We start from the raw sequence: 17,862 nt of genomic DNA, 5'->3' as shown, positions 1-17,862 counted from the left end.
TGCTCACGTCAAGATACTTGGCATATCGCAGCGCACCGGCTGCCCCGACACTGACACTGACACTGACACGCTCGGCCATGACCATGGAAAAACCCATCAGGATCGGCTTTCTGCTGTACCCGTACCTCACGCAGCTCGACCTCACCGGGCCGGCGCAGGTGTTCTCCCAGATGAGCGGCGCGCAGCTCCATTTCGTATGGAAGGACACGGCGCCCGTCCCCAGTGACAGCGCCCTGCGCCTGATGCCGTCCGACACGTTTCAACAATGCCCGGCCCTGGATATTCTCTGCGTGCCAGGCGGGCCGGGCACGCAGGCGCTGATGCGGGACCCGGAGGTCCTTGCATGGCTTCGCCAGCAGGGCAGCCAGGCCAGCTGGGTGACCAGCGTGTGTTCGGGATCGTTGCTGCTGGGGGCGGCAGGCTTGCTGGATGGCTACCGCGCGGCATGCCATTGGAACTATCGAGAGTACCTGCCGAAGTTCGGCGCCGTTCCCGATCCCGCCAGGATCGTGCGCGACAGGAACCGTATCAGCGGCGGCGGCGTGACCGCCGGCATCGATTTCGCATTGCAGGTCGTCGCGCTGATACGCGGCGCGGCGCAGGCCAGGGAGATCGAACTGCTACTGGAGTACGCGCCGGAGCCGCCTTTCCGATGTGGGCGCCCTGAGCTGGCGGGCGCCGGGACAACCGCTCGCGTCAGGCAGCGCCTGGACGATGCCGCAGCCCGGCTGGGCGGCGCACCGGCGTGACCGCGCGGCCCGCCGCAGCTCGGGGCCGCGGGCTCAGGACAGCGCGAGCTTGTCGATGACCTTGGTCACGCCCGGAGCCGAATACGCGGCGCCGATGGCCGCTTGCCGCTCCTGCGGCGAATCCACCCGTCCTTCCAGCGTCACGACGCTGCCCAGTATCTCGACACGGATATGGCGCGCCTCGCGTTCCGCATGGCGCTGCAACGCCGCGTCGATCCGCCTGGCCACGTCCGGCGGCGCGATGCGCGGCTTGATCGTGATCTCGTTGAGCACGCCGGCCACGCCGCGCAGATGGCTGACGGAGCGCTCGGCCAGTTCGCGCTGGTAGGACCATTCCACCTCGCCTGCCAGCGAAATCCAGCCTTTCTCGACCCGCACCCTGATACCCGTCGAAGGCAGGCTCGCATGCCATTGCAGCGCTGCGCGGGCGGCTTCGGCGATGGCTTCGTCGTCATGCACGCCGGGCAGCCGCACATCGAGCTCCACCACCACCGCCTTGACGCCCGCCACGCGTTCGGCGGCACGTTCCGCCGCCAGTTTTTCGGCGTAGGAGCGCAGGTGGCCGCTCAGGGTCACCACCCCGTGACTGACTTCCACGCCGACCGAGGCGGCGTCTATCGCAGGATCCCAGTCGAGTTCGTCGCTTACGTCCTGCCTGATCTGCAGATCGGTCTTCATCTGTCCTCTCCTTGCCTTGACGATACCGGCGCCAGACACACCCCGGCGCAGCCGCTCTCTCAGCTTAGGCGCCACGGGTACCGGCCGTTGACACGCGTCAAGCGCGGCGGCCGGCACCGTCAATGCGAGAACAGCACAGGAACGGTCATGCAGTCCAGCAGCGTTCTGGTCACGCCGCCCAGCACCAGTTCGCGGAAGCGGCTGTGTCCGTAGGCGCCGGCCACGATGAGATCGGCTTGCACATCCGCCGCCGCCGACAGCAGCCGCTCGCCGATATCGGCCCGCGCGGCGGGCGCAAGGTGCTGCACATCGGCGCTCACGCCATGCGCCGCCAGCCAGCTCACGGCGTACTCGGGCGGTGCGCTCCATTCGTCGTCGGAGTTGCCTGCCGCGGCGCAGCAAGCCAGGGTCACTGCCCGGGCCTTGCGCAGCAACGGCAGCGCATCGAGGATCGCGCGCGCGGCCTCGCGGCCGCCGTCCCAGCACACCAGCACGCGGCTGCCTATGGCCGCGAACCGTCCGACACGGGGAATCGCCAGCACAGGCCGGCCGCTGCCCAGCACGATCGACTCGACAAAGTCCTGCGCCACGAAGGCGGCCGGGTCCGCCGGATCGTCCTGCCCGACTACCAGCAAGTCCGCCAGGCGTGCCTCGCGCTGGCCGATAGCCAGGGGATGCCCGTCGAAAGCATGCCATTTCGCCGCGATCGGCAACGCTTCGGTCGCGCGGTCGAAGGCGCGGCGCACCACCTCGCAGTCTTGCTGGTGCCTGGCGCGAATGTCAGCCAGATAGCGCACGCCGTCGGGCAGCCGGTAAACCCAGGCCGGATCCGGGCGCTGGCTGGCAATCATGCCGATCAGCGCGGCATGGTGCGTGGCTGCCAGCTGCGCGGCGACCTCCAGCCGATGATGGGACCTGCGGCTGGGATCGAGCAGTACCATGATGGTGGCGTAGGACATGATGAAACTCCACAAACCGGGCGGGCAGGTAGTTGGTGGCGGCAAGGGCGAGGGCCATGCCGGAGCACTCGGGTCCACCTCAGTATCGGCCGGATGGAGGCGGACGGCTTGATCCAGCGCAAGCCCTGTGTCGCGTGGCGGGCGAAGGCCGGCCCGGTTGCGCTTGCACCGTGGCTTGCGCCGGCCGGGCGCCGGAACGGTAACGACGGCGGATCGTGCGCGCCGGCTATGCGGCGCCAGGCTCGGCGCCGGCTATCGATTGCAACAGCCAGCCATTGGCCAGCGCAACCAGATCCTCTATCGCGGCGGGCTCCTCGAAGACCCGGCCCGCCCCCGCCACCAGCCGCAGTTGCCTGGGGCAATGCAATGCCGCGAATGCCAGGTCGTTCACCCGGATCCCCTCGGGATCGCCTGCGCCGATCACAAGCAGGGTGGGTATGGCCACATTGCGCAGGCTTTCCGCGCCGGCCAGATCCGGCCGTCCCGCCGCGAGCACGAGCGAGCGCAGTCGATTGCCCGCCTCCCCGGCCACCCGCAGTGCGGCGGCGGCGGCAGTGCCGGTGCCGAAGCAGGCCAGCGGCACGGCAGGCAGGCGCAGCCGCGCCAGCACGAGGCCGGGCACCGCCTGCATCACTTTGCGCAGCCGCCCCGTCAGCAGCGCGACATCCTGGCGCTTGTCCTTGCGCATCGGCTCGCGTGGCGCGATCAGGTCCACCAGCAGCGTAGCGAGCCGGCTGGCATTCAGCTTCCTCGCCACATACTGGTTGCGCACCGTGTGCTCGCCGTGGCCGTTGGCCTGCACCATCAGCACCAGGCCAGCCGGGTTGGCCGGTGCATCGAGTACGCCGTGCAGCACCGCCCCGCCGCAGTCGATGTCCACCGGCATGGCATCCGCCAGCGCCCTGCCGCCCTCGGCGCCGGTTGCCGCATCGTGCCGCAGGAGCATGCGGACCTCGGCATCCCCCACCTCGGGAAAGCAATGGTAGAGATGGCTGATATCGGGGCCCGGCCCGGCCACCCGCAAACACACGATTTCGTCCGCGTAGGGCCTGACAGCCGCCAGGCCGTCCGCCAGGCCTGCCGGAACGGCACACACCACGCGCGCCGGATGCTGCCTGCGCACCATGTGGATCGCTGCCATCATGGTGGCGCCGGTCGCGAGGCCATCGTCGGCCAGGATCACGATGCGGCCGCGCGGATCGGGGCGCGGGCGATGCGATGTGTAGATCGCGCATTGCTGCCGCAGCCGGTCCAGCTTTGCCACCTGTTCCTTCGCCACGTCGGCGGGATCGGGCTGGCCGCCCGCCGGGCCATCGAGGAGATAGGTCCAGCCATGCTCGGTGATGGCGCCGATCGTTGCCGCGGCATTGCCGGGGAGGGCAAGCCGGCTGACCAGCGCCACATCCAGGTCGCCCGCCAGCGCATCCGCGAGTTCGCGCCCGAGCGGGACGCCGCCGTTCGGAATGGCAAGCACCAGCGGGCTTTGCCCGCGGTAGGCATGCAGCGCCCCGGCGAGTTGTGCCGCGGCATCCTCCCGGCTCTCGAAGCGGGCAAGTGGTGTGTTCATCGGCTTGCTCCCATCCCTGGCGCGGCGGCGCGCCTCGCCGCAACGCGCCGCGGCCGGCTTCCGGGCAGCACCGGCCCGGCTTGCGCCCAGCTTATGCCGTTGTCGGCGCCATTGCTTGCGCTATGTCAAGGACGTTCGCCGGGACGTTCACCGGCCACGAGGCCGGCAGCGCGCGCCGGCTTCCATCGATGGAAATGTGCCGCAGCGGACAGCCGCGCAACACGAGAACCCGCACGCAAGCGCCGCCCATGACCGGCCCCGGCAGCCGGCGGGTGGTGCCGATGGCGGGCCGCGAGGCCTTCGCCAGGCTGTTCAAGCATCGGCGCACGGGCGCCAGCCTCGGCAATGTGCTCCCCGCGCCATCATGGCGCCTGCGCCTGCCCGTCTCCTGCATCCCGTCCACCACCCGGCGAATGCCGGGGACCATGACGCTTTGCCTGGTTCCTGCCCGCGGCTGGCCCGCCAGCGGCGATATGTACGGCTTGCGCCATCCGGCCCGGCCTTGATACGGGTCAACCGGCATGCGCGCACCCTGTCTATAGTGGGTGGTGGGAGACGATCCGCCAACCGCACCACGCGTCACGCACCACCCGCCATGCCGCACCGGACAGCCTCCGTCCCGCCGCATCGGCTTCGCATGCAACCGCCAGGAGAACCCCATGAACGACGTCCGCGATTTTTCCGTCCACCGCGCCGCCCTGACGCACGATATCAACGTCTTGCTGGCCGATGTGCAGGCCTTCCTGCGCGATGCAGCCGCCGAGGCCGGCGATCAGACCGCCCAGACACGCGAGCAGTTCAAGGCACGGCTGGGCACACTGCAATCGCGCCTGCAGGAATTGCAGGCGCAAGGCCGCGCGCAGTTCCGGGATCTGGCCCAGGCCGGCGACGAGTACGCCCATGCGCACCCATGGCGCGTGCTTGGCGCGGGCGTTGCCATCGGTGCTGCCTGCGGCGCGCTGTCCATGCTGGCGCTCGGGCGCCGCGGCTAGCCGTGGCGGCAGTCCCGGAGTCCTTGTCAGGCCGCAACATCGACCTGGGGCTTCTGGCGGTTTCCGCGCTCACGCTGATCGCGGGCTCGCTGCTGTACTGGTCCGGATCCGCCGCGCTCGCCCGACTCGCATGGCTGGCCGGCGTATTGCCGATCCTGCTGACGCTGACCGCCAGCAGCCTCCTGGCGGTCTGGCGCCGCCAGGCCGGGGTCGATGTGCTGGCGCTGCTCGCCATCGGCTTCGCCTGGCTGCTGGGCGAGCACTTTGCCTCGGCGGTCATCGCCTTGATGCTGGCCAGCGGGCGGGCGCTGGAGAGTTACGCGCAAGCGCGCGCCTCGAACGAGATGCGCGCGCTGCTGCGGCACGCCCCGCGCGAAGCCAGCCGGCATGAGGACGGCGCGTGGCGGACCGTGCCGCTGGACCGTGTGCTTGCCGGCGACCGGCTGCTGGTGCGTACGGGCGAGGTGGTCCCTGTCGATGGCTCGCTGATACAGGCCGCCGAACTCGACGAATCCACGCTGACCGGCGAAGCCATGCCGCAGCACCGCGAGCCAGGCGAGCCACTGCGCAGCGGCACGGTGAACGCGGGGGCGCCGTTCGAGATGCTCGCCGGCGCCACGGCGGCGGATAGCACCTACTCGGGCATCGTCCGCCTCGTGGCGGCAGCGCAACAAAGCCGCAGCCCGTGGACCCGCATGGCAGACCGTTACGCCTTGCTGCTGGTGCCGCTGGCGCTGGCCGTGGCGGGCGCTGCCTGGCTGATGACCGGCGACGCACACCGCGCGCTGGCGGTACTGGTGGTCGCCACGCCCTGCCCGCTGATCCTGGCGGTGCCGGTGGCGATCGTCTGCGGCATGTCGCGCAGTGCCCGCCGGGGCATCCTGGTCAAGAGCGGGGCCGCGCTCGAGAAGCTGGCGCAAAGCCGCATCCTGTTCTTCGACAAGACGGGCACCCTGACCGCCGGCCAGGCGCGCCTGGCCGCTATCGAAGCGGCCCCGGGATACGCCCCCGACACCGTGCTCCGCCTGGCTGCCTCGCTGGCCCAGGCGTCGGTGCATGTGAGCTCGCGCGCGCTGGTGGCCGCCGCGCGCGAGCGCGGTCTGGCACTGGCATTGCCGCGCGAAGTCCACGAAACACCCGGCGCCGGCCTGGGCGGAATGGTCGATGGGCGCGCGGTCAGGATAGGCTCGCTTGCCCACGCCTCGCCAGCGAGCGCCGCCGCGCCGTGGCTCGCGGCGTTGCTGCGGCGGCTGAGCCACGAGGGTGCCTCCGCCGTGTTCCTCGGCGTCGATGGTGTCACGCTGGGGGCGGTACAGCTGGCAGACCGGATCCGGCTTGAAACGCCACGGGCCATCAGGATGCTGAGGCAGGCCGGGATCCAGCACATGGCGATGCTCACCGGCGACCGCGACGACGTTGCGCAGATGACCGGTGCCATGCTCGGCGTCACGGAAGTGCTGGCCCGTCAGACGCCCGCGCAGAAACTCGCAGCCATCCGCGAGGCGCAGCGCCACGGCACCGTCGTGATGGTCGGGGATGGCGTCAACGACGCGCCCGCGCTGGCCGCCGCCGACGTTGGCGTGGCGATGGGCGCGGCGGGTGCCGCCGCGTCGGCCGAAGCCGCGGACGTGGTCCTGCTGGTCGATCGCCTGGACCGGCTGGCCGAGGCCATCGGGATCGCCCGGCGCACGCACCGCATCGCGCTGCAGAGTGTGGTGGCAGGCATGGCGCTGTCGCTGATCGCCATGATGGCAGCGGCCTTTGGCTATCTGCCGCCGCTCGCCGGCGCCGTGCTGCAGGAACTGATCGACGTGGCAGTCATCCTGAACGCACTGCGGGCGCTCAGGGCGGGGCCGGAGGGGCGGCCTGCCAGCATCCCGCAGGCCCAGGCACGCAGGCTGCAGTCCGAGCACGACGACCTGGAGCAGGTGCTCGACCAGGTGAGATGGCTGGCGGACAGCGTAGCAAGCCTGCCCAGGGAGATCGCTTGCGCCAGACTCGCGCAGCTGAACCAGGCGCTGCGCGAGCAATTGCTCGCGCACGAGCTTCGCGACGATGCCAGCCTGTATCCGGAGCTGGCCCGGTTGCTGGGCGGCAGCGATCCGATGGCCGCGCTGTCCGGCGGGCACCGCGAGATATTCCGCCTGATATGCATGCTGGAACGCATCGCCGCCGACCAGCCGGCCGAGGGGCTGGACCAGGAAAGCACACCGGAGGTGCGCCGCTTGCTGTACGAACTCAACGCGATCCTGCGCTTGCATTTCGCACAGGAAGACGAGCTCTATCATGCGCTGGGAGACGCCTGACGGCGGCGGCAAAGCGGGGGGCCGGCGTCAATCTCAGCGCGGCGGCATTGCCTGCGAAGCAAGTGCTGTACCGGCGCAGGCAATGCGGCCGCGCCTCACGCCTTCAGGAGTCAGACCATGTACCGTCATCGCCCTTTGCGAGCCCGATGGGCCGGGATGCTGGCCTGCCTGTGCACCTCCACGCTGCTGGCGGCGCCCTATGGGGCCAACCCGCCCCAGGTCCGGGATCACGACGGCATCGCCTATATCTCCGGCGGCATCGGCAGCGACGAGGCCGGACAACTGCGCGCCATGGCCTCCCGTTTCAACGTGCATATGCGCTTTGTCGACGCCCGCACGGGCGAGTCGATGTCCGATGTGGCCGTGGTGGTGGTGGACACCCAGGGCAAGAAACGGCTCTCCCTCGTCACCGAGGGCCCGCTGCTCTACCTGAAGCTGCATCCCGGCACCTACCGCGCCTATGTCACTTACCAGGGCAGCACGCAGGCCAGGCCATTCACCGCGGGAAGCAAGCCCGTGGCCCTGGCCTTCCGCCTCGCGGTGAATGAGGCCGAGCGCTCCTGGCTCTACTGCGCCAGCCAGTGCACGCGTTCGCAGCGGTAGCCCCGCCATCGGCGCCCGCGATGCCTTTGCCATGGATCAAGGCTGCGGACAACCATCGGGCTATAGTCGAACCGCGAGATCGATCGTTCGGTTACCCGGCGGGAACGGGCCAGCGACGCGACGCGCAGCCACCTTATCGATGAAAAAAGGGAGTACGCCGTGCGAGCCAATATCGGAACCATTGACCGGACCCTCAGGATTGTCGTCGGCCTGACCCTGATCGGACTTGCCGTCACCGGCACCATCGGCGTGTGGGGATGGATCGGCGTGATTCCCATCCTGACCGGGCTTGTCCGCATCTGCCCTCTCTACAGCGTGCTCGGCATCAGGACATGCCCGGCCTCGGGCGGCAAGGCCGGCTAGCGCAGTCCTGAGCCTGGCACGGCGCTGCCATCAGCGCCAGGCAAGGAGCGCCAGGGCGGCGCTCCAGGTCGCGGCGGCGGCCAGTAACAGCCCGCTGCCGACGCGCCAGGCAAAAGTACGCCCGCCTGCCGCTGCCACCACGATCTTGGTCAGGGTGTTGGCGGAGAATGCCGCCAGCACGGGCCAGACCGCGGCCTCGGCGGACAGGCGTCCCGCCGCCACCTGAGCGGCGACCGATACCGTCGCGGCGTGCGCATCGGCAAACCCGCCGGCCACCGCCACGCCAAGCAGCAGCCCGGGCCCGAACCATGCGCGGCTTGCGGCGTTGGCGAGCAGCAGCAGCGCCATCAGCAGCACGAAGCCCGCGGCCACCCGCCAGTCAATGGACGGGCCGGCCAGCTGCGCGCGGTCTCGCGCGGCCGGCTGGCGGGCCGCCCGCCAGAGCCAGACGCCCGCGTAAAGCAGCATTGCGGCCAGTCCGGCCGCGAGCGGCAGCGCCAGCACCCGGAACGCGGCCGCGCTGGTTGCGGCAAGCAACAGCAGCATCTGCGCAAAGGTGGCCACGCTGGAGAGCAAGGCGGCCGCCACCGCCGCATCATGGGTGCCAGGCGCCTTGCGCACCATCGCCGCCATCGAGCCGATGGTCGCCACGCTGGAGACAAAGCCGCCGAACAAGCCGGTCAGCGGCAGCCCCGCCTTTTCCCCGAACAGGCGCGTGGCGACATGCCCGGCCGCACCCATCAGCATCACCAGCACCGCCACCAGCCAGAGCGTGCGCGGATTCCATGCATCGAGCGGCCCCATGTACCGGTCCGGCAGCAAGGGCCAGATCACCAGGGTGGCGGCAGCGAGCATCAGGGCATCGCTCACTTCCTGCCGCGTCAGCGCATCGCGCACCAGCCGGTGCAGGGTTGCCTTGCCATGCAGCAGGATCACCAGCACCGTGGCGATGCCCGCGGCAAGCGTGGGCTGCGAGACGGCGAGCGCGCCGAGCAGCACCGCGCACAGCAGCGCGATTTCGGTGGTCAGCCCCGGATCCCTGTCCGCGGTGTGGCGGTACCCGACGGCGGCGAGTACGGCCACCGCCAGCAGTACCGCCGGCAGCAATCCGGCTTCAGGCAGGAACGCACCCAGCGCGCCGCTCACGCTGGCAATGGCAAACGTGCGCAGGCCGGCGGAGGCCTCGCCGCCCTCCGCTGCCTGGCTGCGCTCCCGCTCCAGCCCGAACCCCAGGCCGATCCCCAAAGCGACGCAAAAGACAACCACCGTTTGATTCATGCCGGCTTCCCGAAGCAACAGCGAACAAGAAAACAAGAAAACAAGAAAACAAGAAAACAAGAAAACAAGAAAACAAGAAAGACAGGACAGGCAAGCACGAACAGAGTGAAAAGGGGCAGGCGCAATGCCGGCGTGCTTGCCTACAGTCTGGACCATGCCTGCGCGACATGCTTGATGCGTCGCAAGCTTGATGCTCGCCGCCACTGGCCGTTGGCACCCCAGCGATGCCACGCCAGGCGCCCGTGCGCGCGCCAGCCCCTAAGCTTGATGCGGATCAACAAGCGCGAGCGCCACCGCCCTAGAATCATCTGACGGGCCAAACGCGTGCATGGCATCGCATGCATGGCGCCCACCCTGTTCCACGGCGGCAAACCCAGGACGGCTCCGGTGCCGCTACGCGCACCGCCGGCCCTTGCCCGCCCTCCCGCGCAGCGTTGCAGCACACATCACGATGCGCGCGCAAACCAAGGAGACTCACCATGGCAGACCAGACCAACGTCCCGCTCGACTTCCTGACCTTCAATTACGAGGCGGGCCTGCGGGCACTGACCCTCCTGCAGGAGAGCCGGCAGCGCTTTCTTGAAGTCCAGCTCGACGCGATACGCAAGGACATCAAGACGTCGCACGAAGCGAGCGCGCAACTCGCCAAGGCGAGCGACTTCGCCGCGCTGGCCACGCTGCCCGCCGCCTTCCTGCGCAACGCGGCCGAGCAATGCGCCGAGACCATGCAAGCCTGGATGAGTCTCGCCATCCACAACCAGAGCGCCATGGTCGAGCAGATGCGGGAAACCGGCGAATCCTGGCAGCGGTGCCAGGCCGCGACCCTGCAACAGGCGGGGAATGCGTCGCCCCTGTCGGCGCCCATGCAGGATATCTTCGAGAAATTCAGGCAGGCCGCGGCGTGGACGCCGGCGGGCAACGCCGCCGACGACAGCACGGCGGCCACGACGCGCAAGAGGGCAGTCCATGCCAGCTAGGCGAACCGCGCTGGTGACCGGCGGCATGGGCGGCCTGGGCGAGGCCATCGCAATCCGCCTGCATGACGCCGGCCATCGGGTGGCCGTCACCCACTCGATCGGCAATGACCATGTGCAGGCCTGGCTCCAGCGCCAGCTGGCAGATGGCCGGGAGTTCCACGCGTTCGCGGTGGACGTGGCCGATTTCGACGCCTGCCAGCAATGCGCCGCGCAGGTGCTGGCCGCCATGGGCCAGATCGATATCCTGGTCAACAACGCCGGCATCACGCACGACGTGACCTTCAGGCGGATGACCAAGGCCGACTGGGACGTGGTGCTCAGGACGGACCTGGACTCCGTCTTCAACATGACCAGGCCGCTGTGCGAGGGCATGGTCAGCCGCGGCTGGGGGCGCATCATCAATGTTTCCTCGGTCAACGGCTCCAAGGGCGCCTTCGGGCAGGCCAACTACTCGGCCGCCAAGGCGGGCATCCACGGCTTCAGCAAAGCGCTTGCGCTGGAGCTGGCCACCAAGGGAATCACGGTGAACACCGTGTCGCCCGGGTATCTCGCCACGCACATGGTCACAGACATCCCCGCCGACATCCTCCAGACCAGGATCCTGCCGCAGATCCCGGTCGGCAGGCTGGGGCGGCCGGACGAAGTCGCCGCGCTGATCACCTTCCTGTGCTCCGATGACGCGGCCTTCGTCACCGGCGCCAATATCGCCATCAATGGCGGGCAGCACATGCAATGAACGCTCCGACACCAGGCAAGGAACTCGCCGCCGCGCCCGAGGCGGAATATGGCTGCGGCCCCGCCGGGGCCGCACCGGACCAGCTGGACGAGCAGGTCCGCTCCACGCTGGCCGGCGTCACCCAGGGCATGTCGATCGCCTCGCTCTGGCTGGCCGGGCTGGACTGGGCATTGCACCTGGCCGTCTCCCCCGGCAAGGTGGACACCGCCCTCGGGCAATGGGTAAGCGGTGCGATTGCGGCGAGCGCCGGCATGTGGCCCGGTCCGGCGGCGGCGCAGCCGACGCCCGGCGTACCGGCGCCGCCAGCCGACCTGCGCTTCGCCGACCCCGCCTGGCTGCAGTGGCCCTACCGCTGCTGGCGCGACGCCTTCCACAACAACGAAGCGTTATGGGAAGCGCTCACGCGCGGCCTGCCCGGCGTATCCCCGCACCATGAGCGGCTGGTCTCTTTCTGCGCGCGGCAGGTGCTTGATACCTTTTCGCCAGGCAATGCCTGGTGGCTCAATCCCGTGGTGCTGCAGGCCACCGCCGCCAGCGGCGGCGCCAATCTGCTCGATGGCGCCTGCCACTGGCAACACGATATGCAGAACGTGGTGGCCGACCTGACGCGCGAGCCGAAGCTGCGCCGGCCGCCCGCCTTCAAGGTCGGACAGGACGTTGCGGCCACGCCGGGCAAGGTGGTGTTCCGCAATGCGCTGATCGAACTGATCCAGTACGCGCCGGCCGGCGCCGAGGTGTGGCGAGAGCCGGTGCTGATCGTGCCATCCTGGATCATGAAGTACTACATCCTGGACCTGCAGCCGCACGACTCGATGGTGCGCTACCTGGTCGAACAGGGCCACACGGTCTTCATGATCTCGTGGAAGAACCCGGGCGCCGAAGCGCGCGACCTGGGACTCGCCGATTACCTGCGCCTCGGTGTGCTGGCCGCGTTGCACGCGGTGCAGGAGCGCTGCCCCGATACGCGCATCCACGCCGCCGGGTATTGCCTGGGCGGCACGCTGCTGTCGATCTGCGCGGCAGCGCTCAGCCGCGACGGCAGCGGTGCGCCATTGCAGAGCCTGACCGTATTCGCCAGCGAGACCGACTTCTCCGAGCCGGGAGAACTCGGCCTGTTCATCGACAGCAGCGCGTTGTCGGCGCTGGACGCCATGATGCGACGGCAGGGCTACCTGGATGGCCCGCAGATGGCCGCCGCCTTCCAGATGCTGCACTCGCGCGACCTGGTCTGGTCCCGCATGATGAGCGAGTACCTGCTCGGCAAGCGGCTGCGCCCCAACGACCTGGAGTCATGGAACCGCGACCTCACCCGCCTGCCCTTCCGCATGCACTCGGAGTGCCTGCACAAGCTGTTCCTCGACAACGACCTGGCGGAGGGGCGCTATTGCGTGGATGGCCGCCCCGTCGCCCTGTCGGACATCGGCATGCCGATCTTCGCGGTAGGCACGGAGCATGACCACGTCTCGCCCTGGCGCTCGGTCTACAAACTGCACCTGCTGACGCCGGCGCCGCTGACGTTCCTGCTGACCTCCGGCGGACACAATGCCGGCATCGTCTCCGAGCCGTCGCGCCCGGGCCGGCGCTACCGGGTGGCGACGCGCGCGGCGCAGGCAACCTATGTCAGCCCGGAACGCTACCTCGCGAACGCGCAGCGGCACGACGGATCCTGGTGGCCCTGCTGGCACGACTGGCTGGCATCGCACTCCACGGGCCGGGTCCCCGCGCGCGACGCGGCGCCCGGCGCGCTCGCCGACGCGCCGGGCAGCTATGTGCTGGAGCGCTAGTGCCCCGCGGGTGGTCACCGGGGTGCGCAGGCGGTGACCGCCGGCGCACCGGATGTGCGCCTGGCCTTGCTAGTCCAGCGGATACGAACGAAGGTACTCCGGCATCGTGACCGGCCAGTGCAGATCGCGCCCGATGCGCTGGCGCAGGGCATCGCTTGCCGCGGGCTCGCCGTGCACCACGAAGGTCTGCCGCGGCGGCGCGCCGAAGCCGCCCAGCCAGGTCATCACTTCGTCGGCATCGGCATGCGCGGACAGGCTCCCGATCTGCGCCACCGCGGCCTGGATGACCACCTGCCGGCCATGGATGCGCAGCTCGCGCATGCCCGCCGCCAGCGCCGCGCCGCGCGTGCCGGCGGCCTGGAAGCCGCAGAGGAGGATGGTATTGCGCGCGTCCTGCCCATAGCTCTCCAGGTGATGCACCACGCGCCCGCCGGTGGCCATGCCGCTGCCGGCCAGAATGATCTTGGGCGTGCGGTCGCGGTTCAGCCAGATGGACTGCTGCATGCTCTGCACCACGATGGCCAGATTGCAGGCCGCCGTGCAGTCGGCGCGGTCGATCCGCAGTTCATCCGGGTGCAGCGCGAAAACCGTGGTGGCATCGATGGCCATCGGGCTGTTGAGATAGACCGGCACATGGGGAATGCGGTTCTGCTGGCGCAGCTTGTGGAGGCAGTACAGCAGCGACTGGGTGCGCCCGACCGCGAAAGCCGGAATCACCACGCTGCCGCCGCGGCCGATGGTGCGGCTGACGACTTCGCCCAGCGTGTCGAGCGGATCGTCCGCGGGGTGGGCGCGGTCGCCATAGGTGGACTCCACCAGCAGGTGATCGGCCTCGCGGATGATTTCCGGCGCGCGCATGACGATGTCCTGCTGCCGCCCCAGATCGCCGGAGAACACGATGCGCTTGCCCTGCACGTGCAGCGTGACGATGGCCGAGCCGATGATATGCCCCGCGCGATGAAACTCCGCCTCCACGTCCGGGGTCACCGCCACGCGGGTATCGTAGTGAAACGGGTCGAGCCGGCGCAGTGCGCGCACGGCATCCGCGCCGTCGTAGAGCGGCAGCGCCGGCTGGTGGCGCGAGAAGCCCTTGCGGTTGGCATAGTGCGCGTCCTCCTCCGCCAGGTGCGCGCTGTCCAGCAACAGGATATTGCACAGCTGTGCGGTGCCCATGGTGCAGAACACCCGCCCGCGAAATCCATTGCGCACCAGCAGCGGCAGGTAGCCGCTGTGATCGATATGCGCATGCGTCAGCACTACCGCGTCCAGCCCGGCTGGATCGATCGGCAGGCGATCCCAGTTGCGCAGGCGCATCGTCTTGTAGCCCTGGAACAGCCCGCAATCCACCATCACGCGGCTGCGGCCGGTATCCAGCACATACCTGGAACCCGTGACGGTATCCGTGGCGCCGAGAAATTGCAGTTCCATGGCCGCGCTCCGTCAGTGGGACAACAGCAGCGGAACCTCGGCATGCCGCATCAGCGTGCGGGTGGTGCCGCCCATGACCAGCTCCCGCAAGCGCGAGTGCCCGTAGCCGCCAGCCACCAGCATGTCGCCCCCCACTGCGCTCACCGCTTCGAGGATATTGCTGCCGACGGGCCCCGCCTTTTGCACATTGCGGACCCCGGCAACGATGCCATGGCGCTGCAGATACTGCCGCAGGCCCGCCACCGGCTCCGTGTCCGCCTGCGGTTCCTCGCGCACGTCCCATACGGCCACGATGGTGACATGGCTGGCGCGCAACAGCAGCGGCATGGCGTCGGCCACCGCGCGCGCCGCCTCGCGCTGGCCGTCCCATGCGATCACCGCATGCCCGCCGTGCAGCGGCTGGAACGCCGGCGGCACCAGCAGCACCGGACGTCCGGCATTGAGCAGCACGTACTCGGCCGGATCGGCCGCCAGCGAGCTCACTTCCTGCGTGGCCACCGGGCGCGCCATCACCACCAGGTCAGCGACCCGCGCCTCCTGCGCCAGCACCCAGCCGGCTTCTTCCTCCACCACGCGGTGCGAAAACGGTACGCCCGGCGCGTGCGCGCCCATGGTCTCGCTCAATATCCCGCGCTGCAGCTCGGCCTGCGACAGCAACCTGCGTCTGGACGCATCCAGATGCCGGGCGGCGTTGTCGCCGAAATCCCGGATCGGGTCCAGGCGCAGGCCAGTGGCGCTGACACCGACCACATGCGCGCCGAAACTGCCCGCCAGGTCGGCGGCCATCCTGATGCGGGACGCGCAGGCGGCATCCGCCCCGAGCGCGACCAGCACGGTCCGGTAATCCATGATGTACTCCGTATAGCGGTTTCGCCGGATCCCGCGATTCGTGACCTCGGCGCTGGCGGGTCCGGCGCTCCCTTGTCAGCGGATCGTCACGCGCTGCTGCGGCGACGCTTCTTTCTTCGGCAGTACCACGCGCAGCACGCCGTTCTCGTAGCTGGCATCCACCTTGCTCTCGTCCACGGTGCTGTCCAGCGTAAAGACGCGCTGCATCGAGCCGCTGTAGCGCTCGCGGCGAATCACGCGTTCGCCTTCCTTCTGCTCGGAGGATTTTTCGACCTTGGCGGAAATCATCACCGTGCCGCGATCGACGGAGACTTCGATGTCTTCCTTCTTCGCGCCCGGGATCTCCGCGACCAGGTTGTAGGCCTTGTCGGACTCCGTCACGTCCACCTTGAAAGCGAAGCCGCCTTCATTGGCGCCACGAAACGCCCGCAGCATCCCCTGCAACATGTCGCCAACGGGTTCGATCGATAGCGGATCGTAAATCCTGAGATTGCTCATGGTTGCCTCCTTGAGATGAAAGGCCGCGACCGGGCCTCCACTTCATGGTGGCACAGAGGGTGTATGGCATCTTGTTCCAGATCAAGAGGGGGCAATGGAGGCGATCCGGGTTCCGCCGTTGCCGCGCGCCTTCTAGATCTCTCCCTCGTCGAACAGGCGATGCCGGATCGCATACCGCACCAGCGCCGCCTCGCTGGGCAGCTGCAGCTTGTCCATCAGCCGCATCTTGTAGGTGCTGACGGTCTTGGCGCTGACGCAGAGCCCGGCGGCGATCTCGGTCAGCGGCTCTCCCAGCACCAGGCGCCGGTAGACTTCCATCTCGCGGTCCGACAAGCGCAGATGCGGCTCGTCCCGGTGCTCGTCCTGCAGGCTGTTGGCCAGTACTTCGGCCATGGCCGGGCTCACGTAGGTGCCGCCCGCCGCCACCTTGCCGATGGCGCTGACCAGTTCGGTGGCCGCGCTTTCCTTGGTCAGGTAGCCCGCCGCCCCCGCGCGGAACGCGCGCACCACATACTGCTCCTCCGCATGCATGGTCAGCACCAGGATGCGCAGCGCCGGCTGCTCCAGGCGCAACTGCTTGATCAGCTCCAGCCCGCTGCGCCCCGGCATGGAAAGGTCCAGCAGGATCACGCGCGGCTTGCAGTCGCGCGCCATCTGCAGCACCTCGGTACCGTTGACGGCCTCCCCCACCACGTCGAAGCCGCCGGAGCGGCCCAGGATATGGCGCAGCCCGTCGCGCACCACGGCATGGTCATCGGCAATCATCACGGGAATCATGGACTCGCCTCCGGGATCGTCGTCATGTCCTGCTGGAGAGGGAAGCACACGGTCAGGCAAAAGCCCTGGCCCGGTGCCTGCGTCGTCGCCACCGTGCCGCCAAGCAGGCGCGCACGCTCCCGGATGCCGACCAGGCCCAGCGACACGCGCTCGCCACCGGCGGCATGGCTGCCATCGGCGCCGCGGCCATTGTCGCGCACGGTCAGCTCGTAGTGGTCGTCATAGCGGACCAGTTCGATATCGACCCGGTCGGCATCGGCGTGCTGCACGACATTGCTGAGCGCCTCCTGCACGATGCGGAATACCGCGGTGGCCGCGCGCTCGCCAACGTTCTCCTCCTCGGCGGCATGGGTCGCGACGACGATGCCATAGCGCACCGAGAACTCCTTGGCCAGCCAGTCTATCGCCGGGATCAAGCCAAGCTCGTCGAGCAGCGCCGGCCGCAGGTCGGCCGCGATGCGCCGCACCGAGGCCACGGTTTCATCGATCACCAGATGCATGGCGGCGGCCTGGTCCAGCAGGGCGGGAGCCGTTCCGCCATCCTTCAGGTCGCTCGCCAGGATGGCCAGGTCCATTTTCAGTGCGCTCAGGCGCTGCCCCAGGTCGTCGTGCAGTTCGCGGGCAATGCGGCGGCGCTCCTCCTCCCGCGAGGCCTGCACGCGATCGGATAGCTGCTGCAACTCCTCCCGCGAGTGACGCAAGGCCGCCTCCGCCCGCACCCGCTCCGTGGTATCGCGCAGGATCACGGTAAACAGCTTGCCGCCGCCATCCTGGGTCTGCGAGATGGAGGCCTCGATCGGAAACTCGGTACCATCCTGATGCAACGCATGCAGCACGCGCTGCTGACCCATCTTCCGCTCCGTGACGCCGGTCACGCCAAAGCGGCGCACGTGTTCCTCATGCGCCCCGCGAAAGCGCGCCGGGATAAAGTCGCCCAGGGAGCGGCCGATCGCCCCGGCGGCGCTGCAACCGAACAGACGTTCCGCCATGGGGTTGAACAGCACGATGCGCTGCGCTTCGTCCACGGTGATGATGGCCTCCATCGACGAACGGATGATCCCGGCCAGGCGGGCTTCGCTTGCCTGGGTCCGCGCCAGGTGCGCTTCCGCCGCCCGCCGCAGCCGCCGCAGGCGCGCCAGCAACAGCGACAGCACGATGGCAACCGCCAGTCCCCAGGCGCCGAGCATCGGCGCGGCCAGGCCACCCGGCCGCGGCGCGAGCGCAGTGACAAACCAGAGCGCCAGCAGCATGAGCAGCAACAGCACGGCGCCGCCGGCAGCCAACTCCCCCAGCGTGGCGTGCAGCGACGCTTTGGGCG

Annotated in this window: 18 protein-coding genes; 9 read left to right on the top strand and 9 right to left on the bottom strand. The window is 69.2% G+C overall.

Features of this window, described 5'->3' with window-relative positions; all coding sequences use genetic code 11:
- Window positions 1-83: 83 nt before the first annotated feature.
- The gene (locus AC3FOF_RS27945; protein WP_488728451.1) at window positions 84-749 is read left to right on the top strand and encodes a DJ-1/PfpI family protein; all 666 of its coding nucleotides are present in this window, start codon (window positions 84-86) and stop codon (window positions 747-749) included.
- Window positions 750-782: 33 nt separating this feature from the next.
- On the opposite strand, the gene AC3FOF_RS27940 is transcribed toward AC3FOF_RS27945, so the two are convergent.
- The 3 genes from AC3FOF_RS27940 to AC3FOF_RS27930 all read right to left on the bottom strand — a co-directional run bounded on the left by AC3FOF_RS27940 (window position 783) and on the right by AC3FOF_RS27930 (window position 3,953).
- Window positions 783-1,427, bottom strand: a complete 645-nt coding sequence (locus AC3FOF_RS27940; RefSeq protein ID WP_488728450.1) for a BON domain-containing protein — start codon at window positions 1,425-1,427, stop codon at window positions 783-785.
- A gap of 119 nt (window positions 1,428-1,546) precedes the next feature.
- On the bottom strand, window positions 1,547-2,386 hold the full coding sequence (locus AC3FOF_RS27935) for a universal stress protein (protein ID WP_488728449.1): 840 nt from the start codon (window positions 2,384-2,386) through the stop codon (window positions 1,547-1,549).
- Window positions 2,387-2,612: 226 nt separating this feature from the next.
- The gene (locus AC3FOF_RS27930) at window positions 2,613-3,953 is read right to left on the bottom strand and encodes a phosphoribosyltransferase (protein WP_488728448.1); all 1,341 of its coding nucleotides are present in this window, start codon (window positions 3,951-3,953) and stop codon (window positions 2,613-2,615) included.
- A gap of 122 nt (window positions 3,954-4,075) precedes the next feature.
- On the opposite strand from AC3FOF_RS27930, the gene AC3FOF_RS27925 reads away from it, so the two are divergent.
- The 5 genes from AC3FOF_RS27925 (at window position 4,076) to AC3FOF_RS27905 (ending at window position 8,217) form a co-directional block, all read left to right on the top strand.
- Window positions 4,076-4,459: a hypothetical protein gene (locus AC3FOF_RS27925; RefSeq protein ID WP_276264758.1), complete on the top strand. Its 384-nt coding sequence runs from the start codon at window positions 4,076-4,078 to the stop codon at window positions 4,457-4,459.
- Between the two features lie 153 nt (window positions 4,460-4,612).
- Window positions 4,613-4,945: an ElaB/YgaM/YqjD family protein gene (locus tag AC3FOF_RS27920; RefSeq protein WP_017225048.1), complete on the top strand. Its 333-nt coding sequence runs from the start codon at window positions 4,613-4,615 to the stop codon at window positions 4,943-4,945.
- A 23-nt stretch (window positions 4,946-4,968) separates the two neighbouring features.
- On the top strand, window positions 4,969-7,251 hold the full coding sequence (locus AC3FOF_RS27915; protein WP_488728447.1) for a heavy metal translocating P-type ATPase: 2,283 nt from the start codon (window positions 4,969-4,971) through the stop codon (window positions 7,249-7,251).
- A gap of 117 nt (window positions 7,252-7,368) precedes the next feature.
- Window positions 7,369-7,854 carry a hypothetical protein gene (locus AC3FOF_RS27910; protein ID WP_276264760.1) on the top strand — a complete coding sequence of 162 codons (486 nt, stop codon included), beginning with the start codon at window positions 7,369-7,371 and terminating at the stop codon, window positions 7,852-7,854.
- 159 nt (window positions 7,855-8,013) lie between these two features.
- Entirely contained in the window at window positions 8,014-8,217 is a 204-nt protein-coding gene (locus AC3FOF_RS27905; protein ID WP_488728446.1) for a YgaP family membrane protein, read from the top strand.
- Window positions 8,218-8,247: 30 nt separating this feature from the next.
- Here AC3FOF_RS27905 and AC3FOF_RS27900 read toward each other — a convergent pair whose 3' ends face one another.
- The gene (locus AC3FOF_RS27900; protein WP_488728445.1) at window positions 8,248-9,495 is read right to left on the bottom strand and encodes an MgtC/SapB family protein; all 1,248 of its coding nucleotides are present in this window, start codon (window positions 9,493-9,495) and stop codon (window positions 8,248-8,250) included.
- A gap of 479 nt (window positions 9,496-9,974) precedes the next feature.
- On the opposite strand from AC3FOF_RS27900, the gene AC3FOF_RS27895 reads away from it, so the two are divergent.
- The 3 genes from AC3FOF_RS27895 to AC3FOF_RS27885 are packed head-to-tail and all read left to right on the top strand — an operon-like array spanning window position 9,975 to window position 12,992.
- Complete coding sequence (locus AC3FOF_RS27895; RefSeq protein ID WP_488728444.1) at window positions 9,975-10,472, top strand: phasin family protein; 498 nt, start codon at window positions 9,975-9,977, stop codon at window positions 10,470-10,472.
- Complete coding sequence (gene phbB, locus AC3FOF_RS27890; protein WP_488728443.1) at window positions 10,462-11,208, top strand: acetoacetyl-CoA reductase; 747 nt, start codon at window positions 10,462-10,464, stop codon at window positions 11,206-11,208. The genes AC3FOF_RS27895 and phbB overlap by 11 nt, the downstream gene beginning before the upstream one ends.
- Window positions 11,205-12,992 (top strand): PHA/PHB synthase family protein, encoded by a 1,788-nt coding sequence (locus AC3FOF_RS27885; RefSeq protein WP_488728442.1) that lies wholly within the window; start codon window positions 11,205-11,207, stop codon window positions 12,990-12,992. Before phbB ends, AC3FOF_RS27885 begins: the two co-directional genes overlap by 4 nt.
- Before the next feature lie 69 nt (window positions 12,993-13,061).
- Here the strand turns inward: AC3FOF_RS27885 and AC3FOF_RS27880 are convergent, their stop codons facing one another.
- The 5 genes from AC3FOF_RS27880 to AC3FOF_RS27860 all read right to left on the bottom strand — a co-directional run bounded on the left by AC3FOF_RS27880 (window position 13,062) and on the right by AC3FOF_RS27860 (window position 17,794).
- Window positions 13,062-14,420, bottom strand: coding sequence for an MBL fold metallo-hydrolase RNA specificity domain-containing protein (locus AC3FOF_RS27880; RefSeq protein WP_488728441.1), 1,359 nt, complete (start codon window positions 14,418-14,420; stop codon window positions 13,062-13,064).
- A gap of 12 nt (window positions 14,421-14,432) precedes the next feature.
- Window positions 14,433-15,269 (bottom strand): universal stress protein, encoded by an 837-nt coding sequence (locus AC3FOF_RS27875; RefSeq protein ID WP_276264766.1) that lies wholly within the window; start codon window positions 15,267-15,269, stop codon window positions 14,433-14,435.
- Window positions 15,270-15,344: 75 nt separating this feature from the next.
- Window positions 15,345-15,767, bottom strand: coding sequence for an Hsp20/alpha crystallin family protein (locus AC3FOF_RS27870; RefSeq protein WP_017229033.1), 423 nt, complete (start codon window positions 15,765-15,767; stop codon window positions 15,345-15,347).
- A gap of 132 nt (window positions 15,768-15,899) precedes the next feature.
- On the bottom strand, window positions 15,900-16,544 hold the full coding sequence (locus AC3FOF_RS27865) for a response regulator (protein ID WP_017229032.1): 645 nt from the start codon (window positions 16,542-16,544) through the stop codon (window positions 15,900-15,902).
- A complete protein-coding gene (locus tag AC3FOF_RS27860; protein ID WP_430869524.1) occupies window positions 16,541-17,794 on the bottom strand; it encodes a PAS domain-containing sensor histidine kinase in 1,254 nt (417 codons plus the stop codon). The genes AC3FOF_RS27865 and AC3FOF_RS27860 overlap by 4 nt, the downstream gene beginning before the upstream one ends.
- Window positions 17,795-17,862 lie beyond the last annotated feature (68 nt).

Source organism: Cupriavidus sp. 96C5-1 (assembly GCF_057798855.1).
This window is presented reverse-complemented; position numbering and strand designations above follow the sequence as displayed.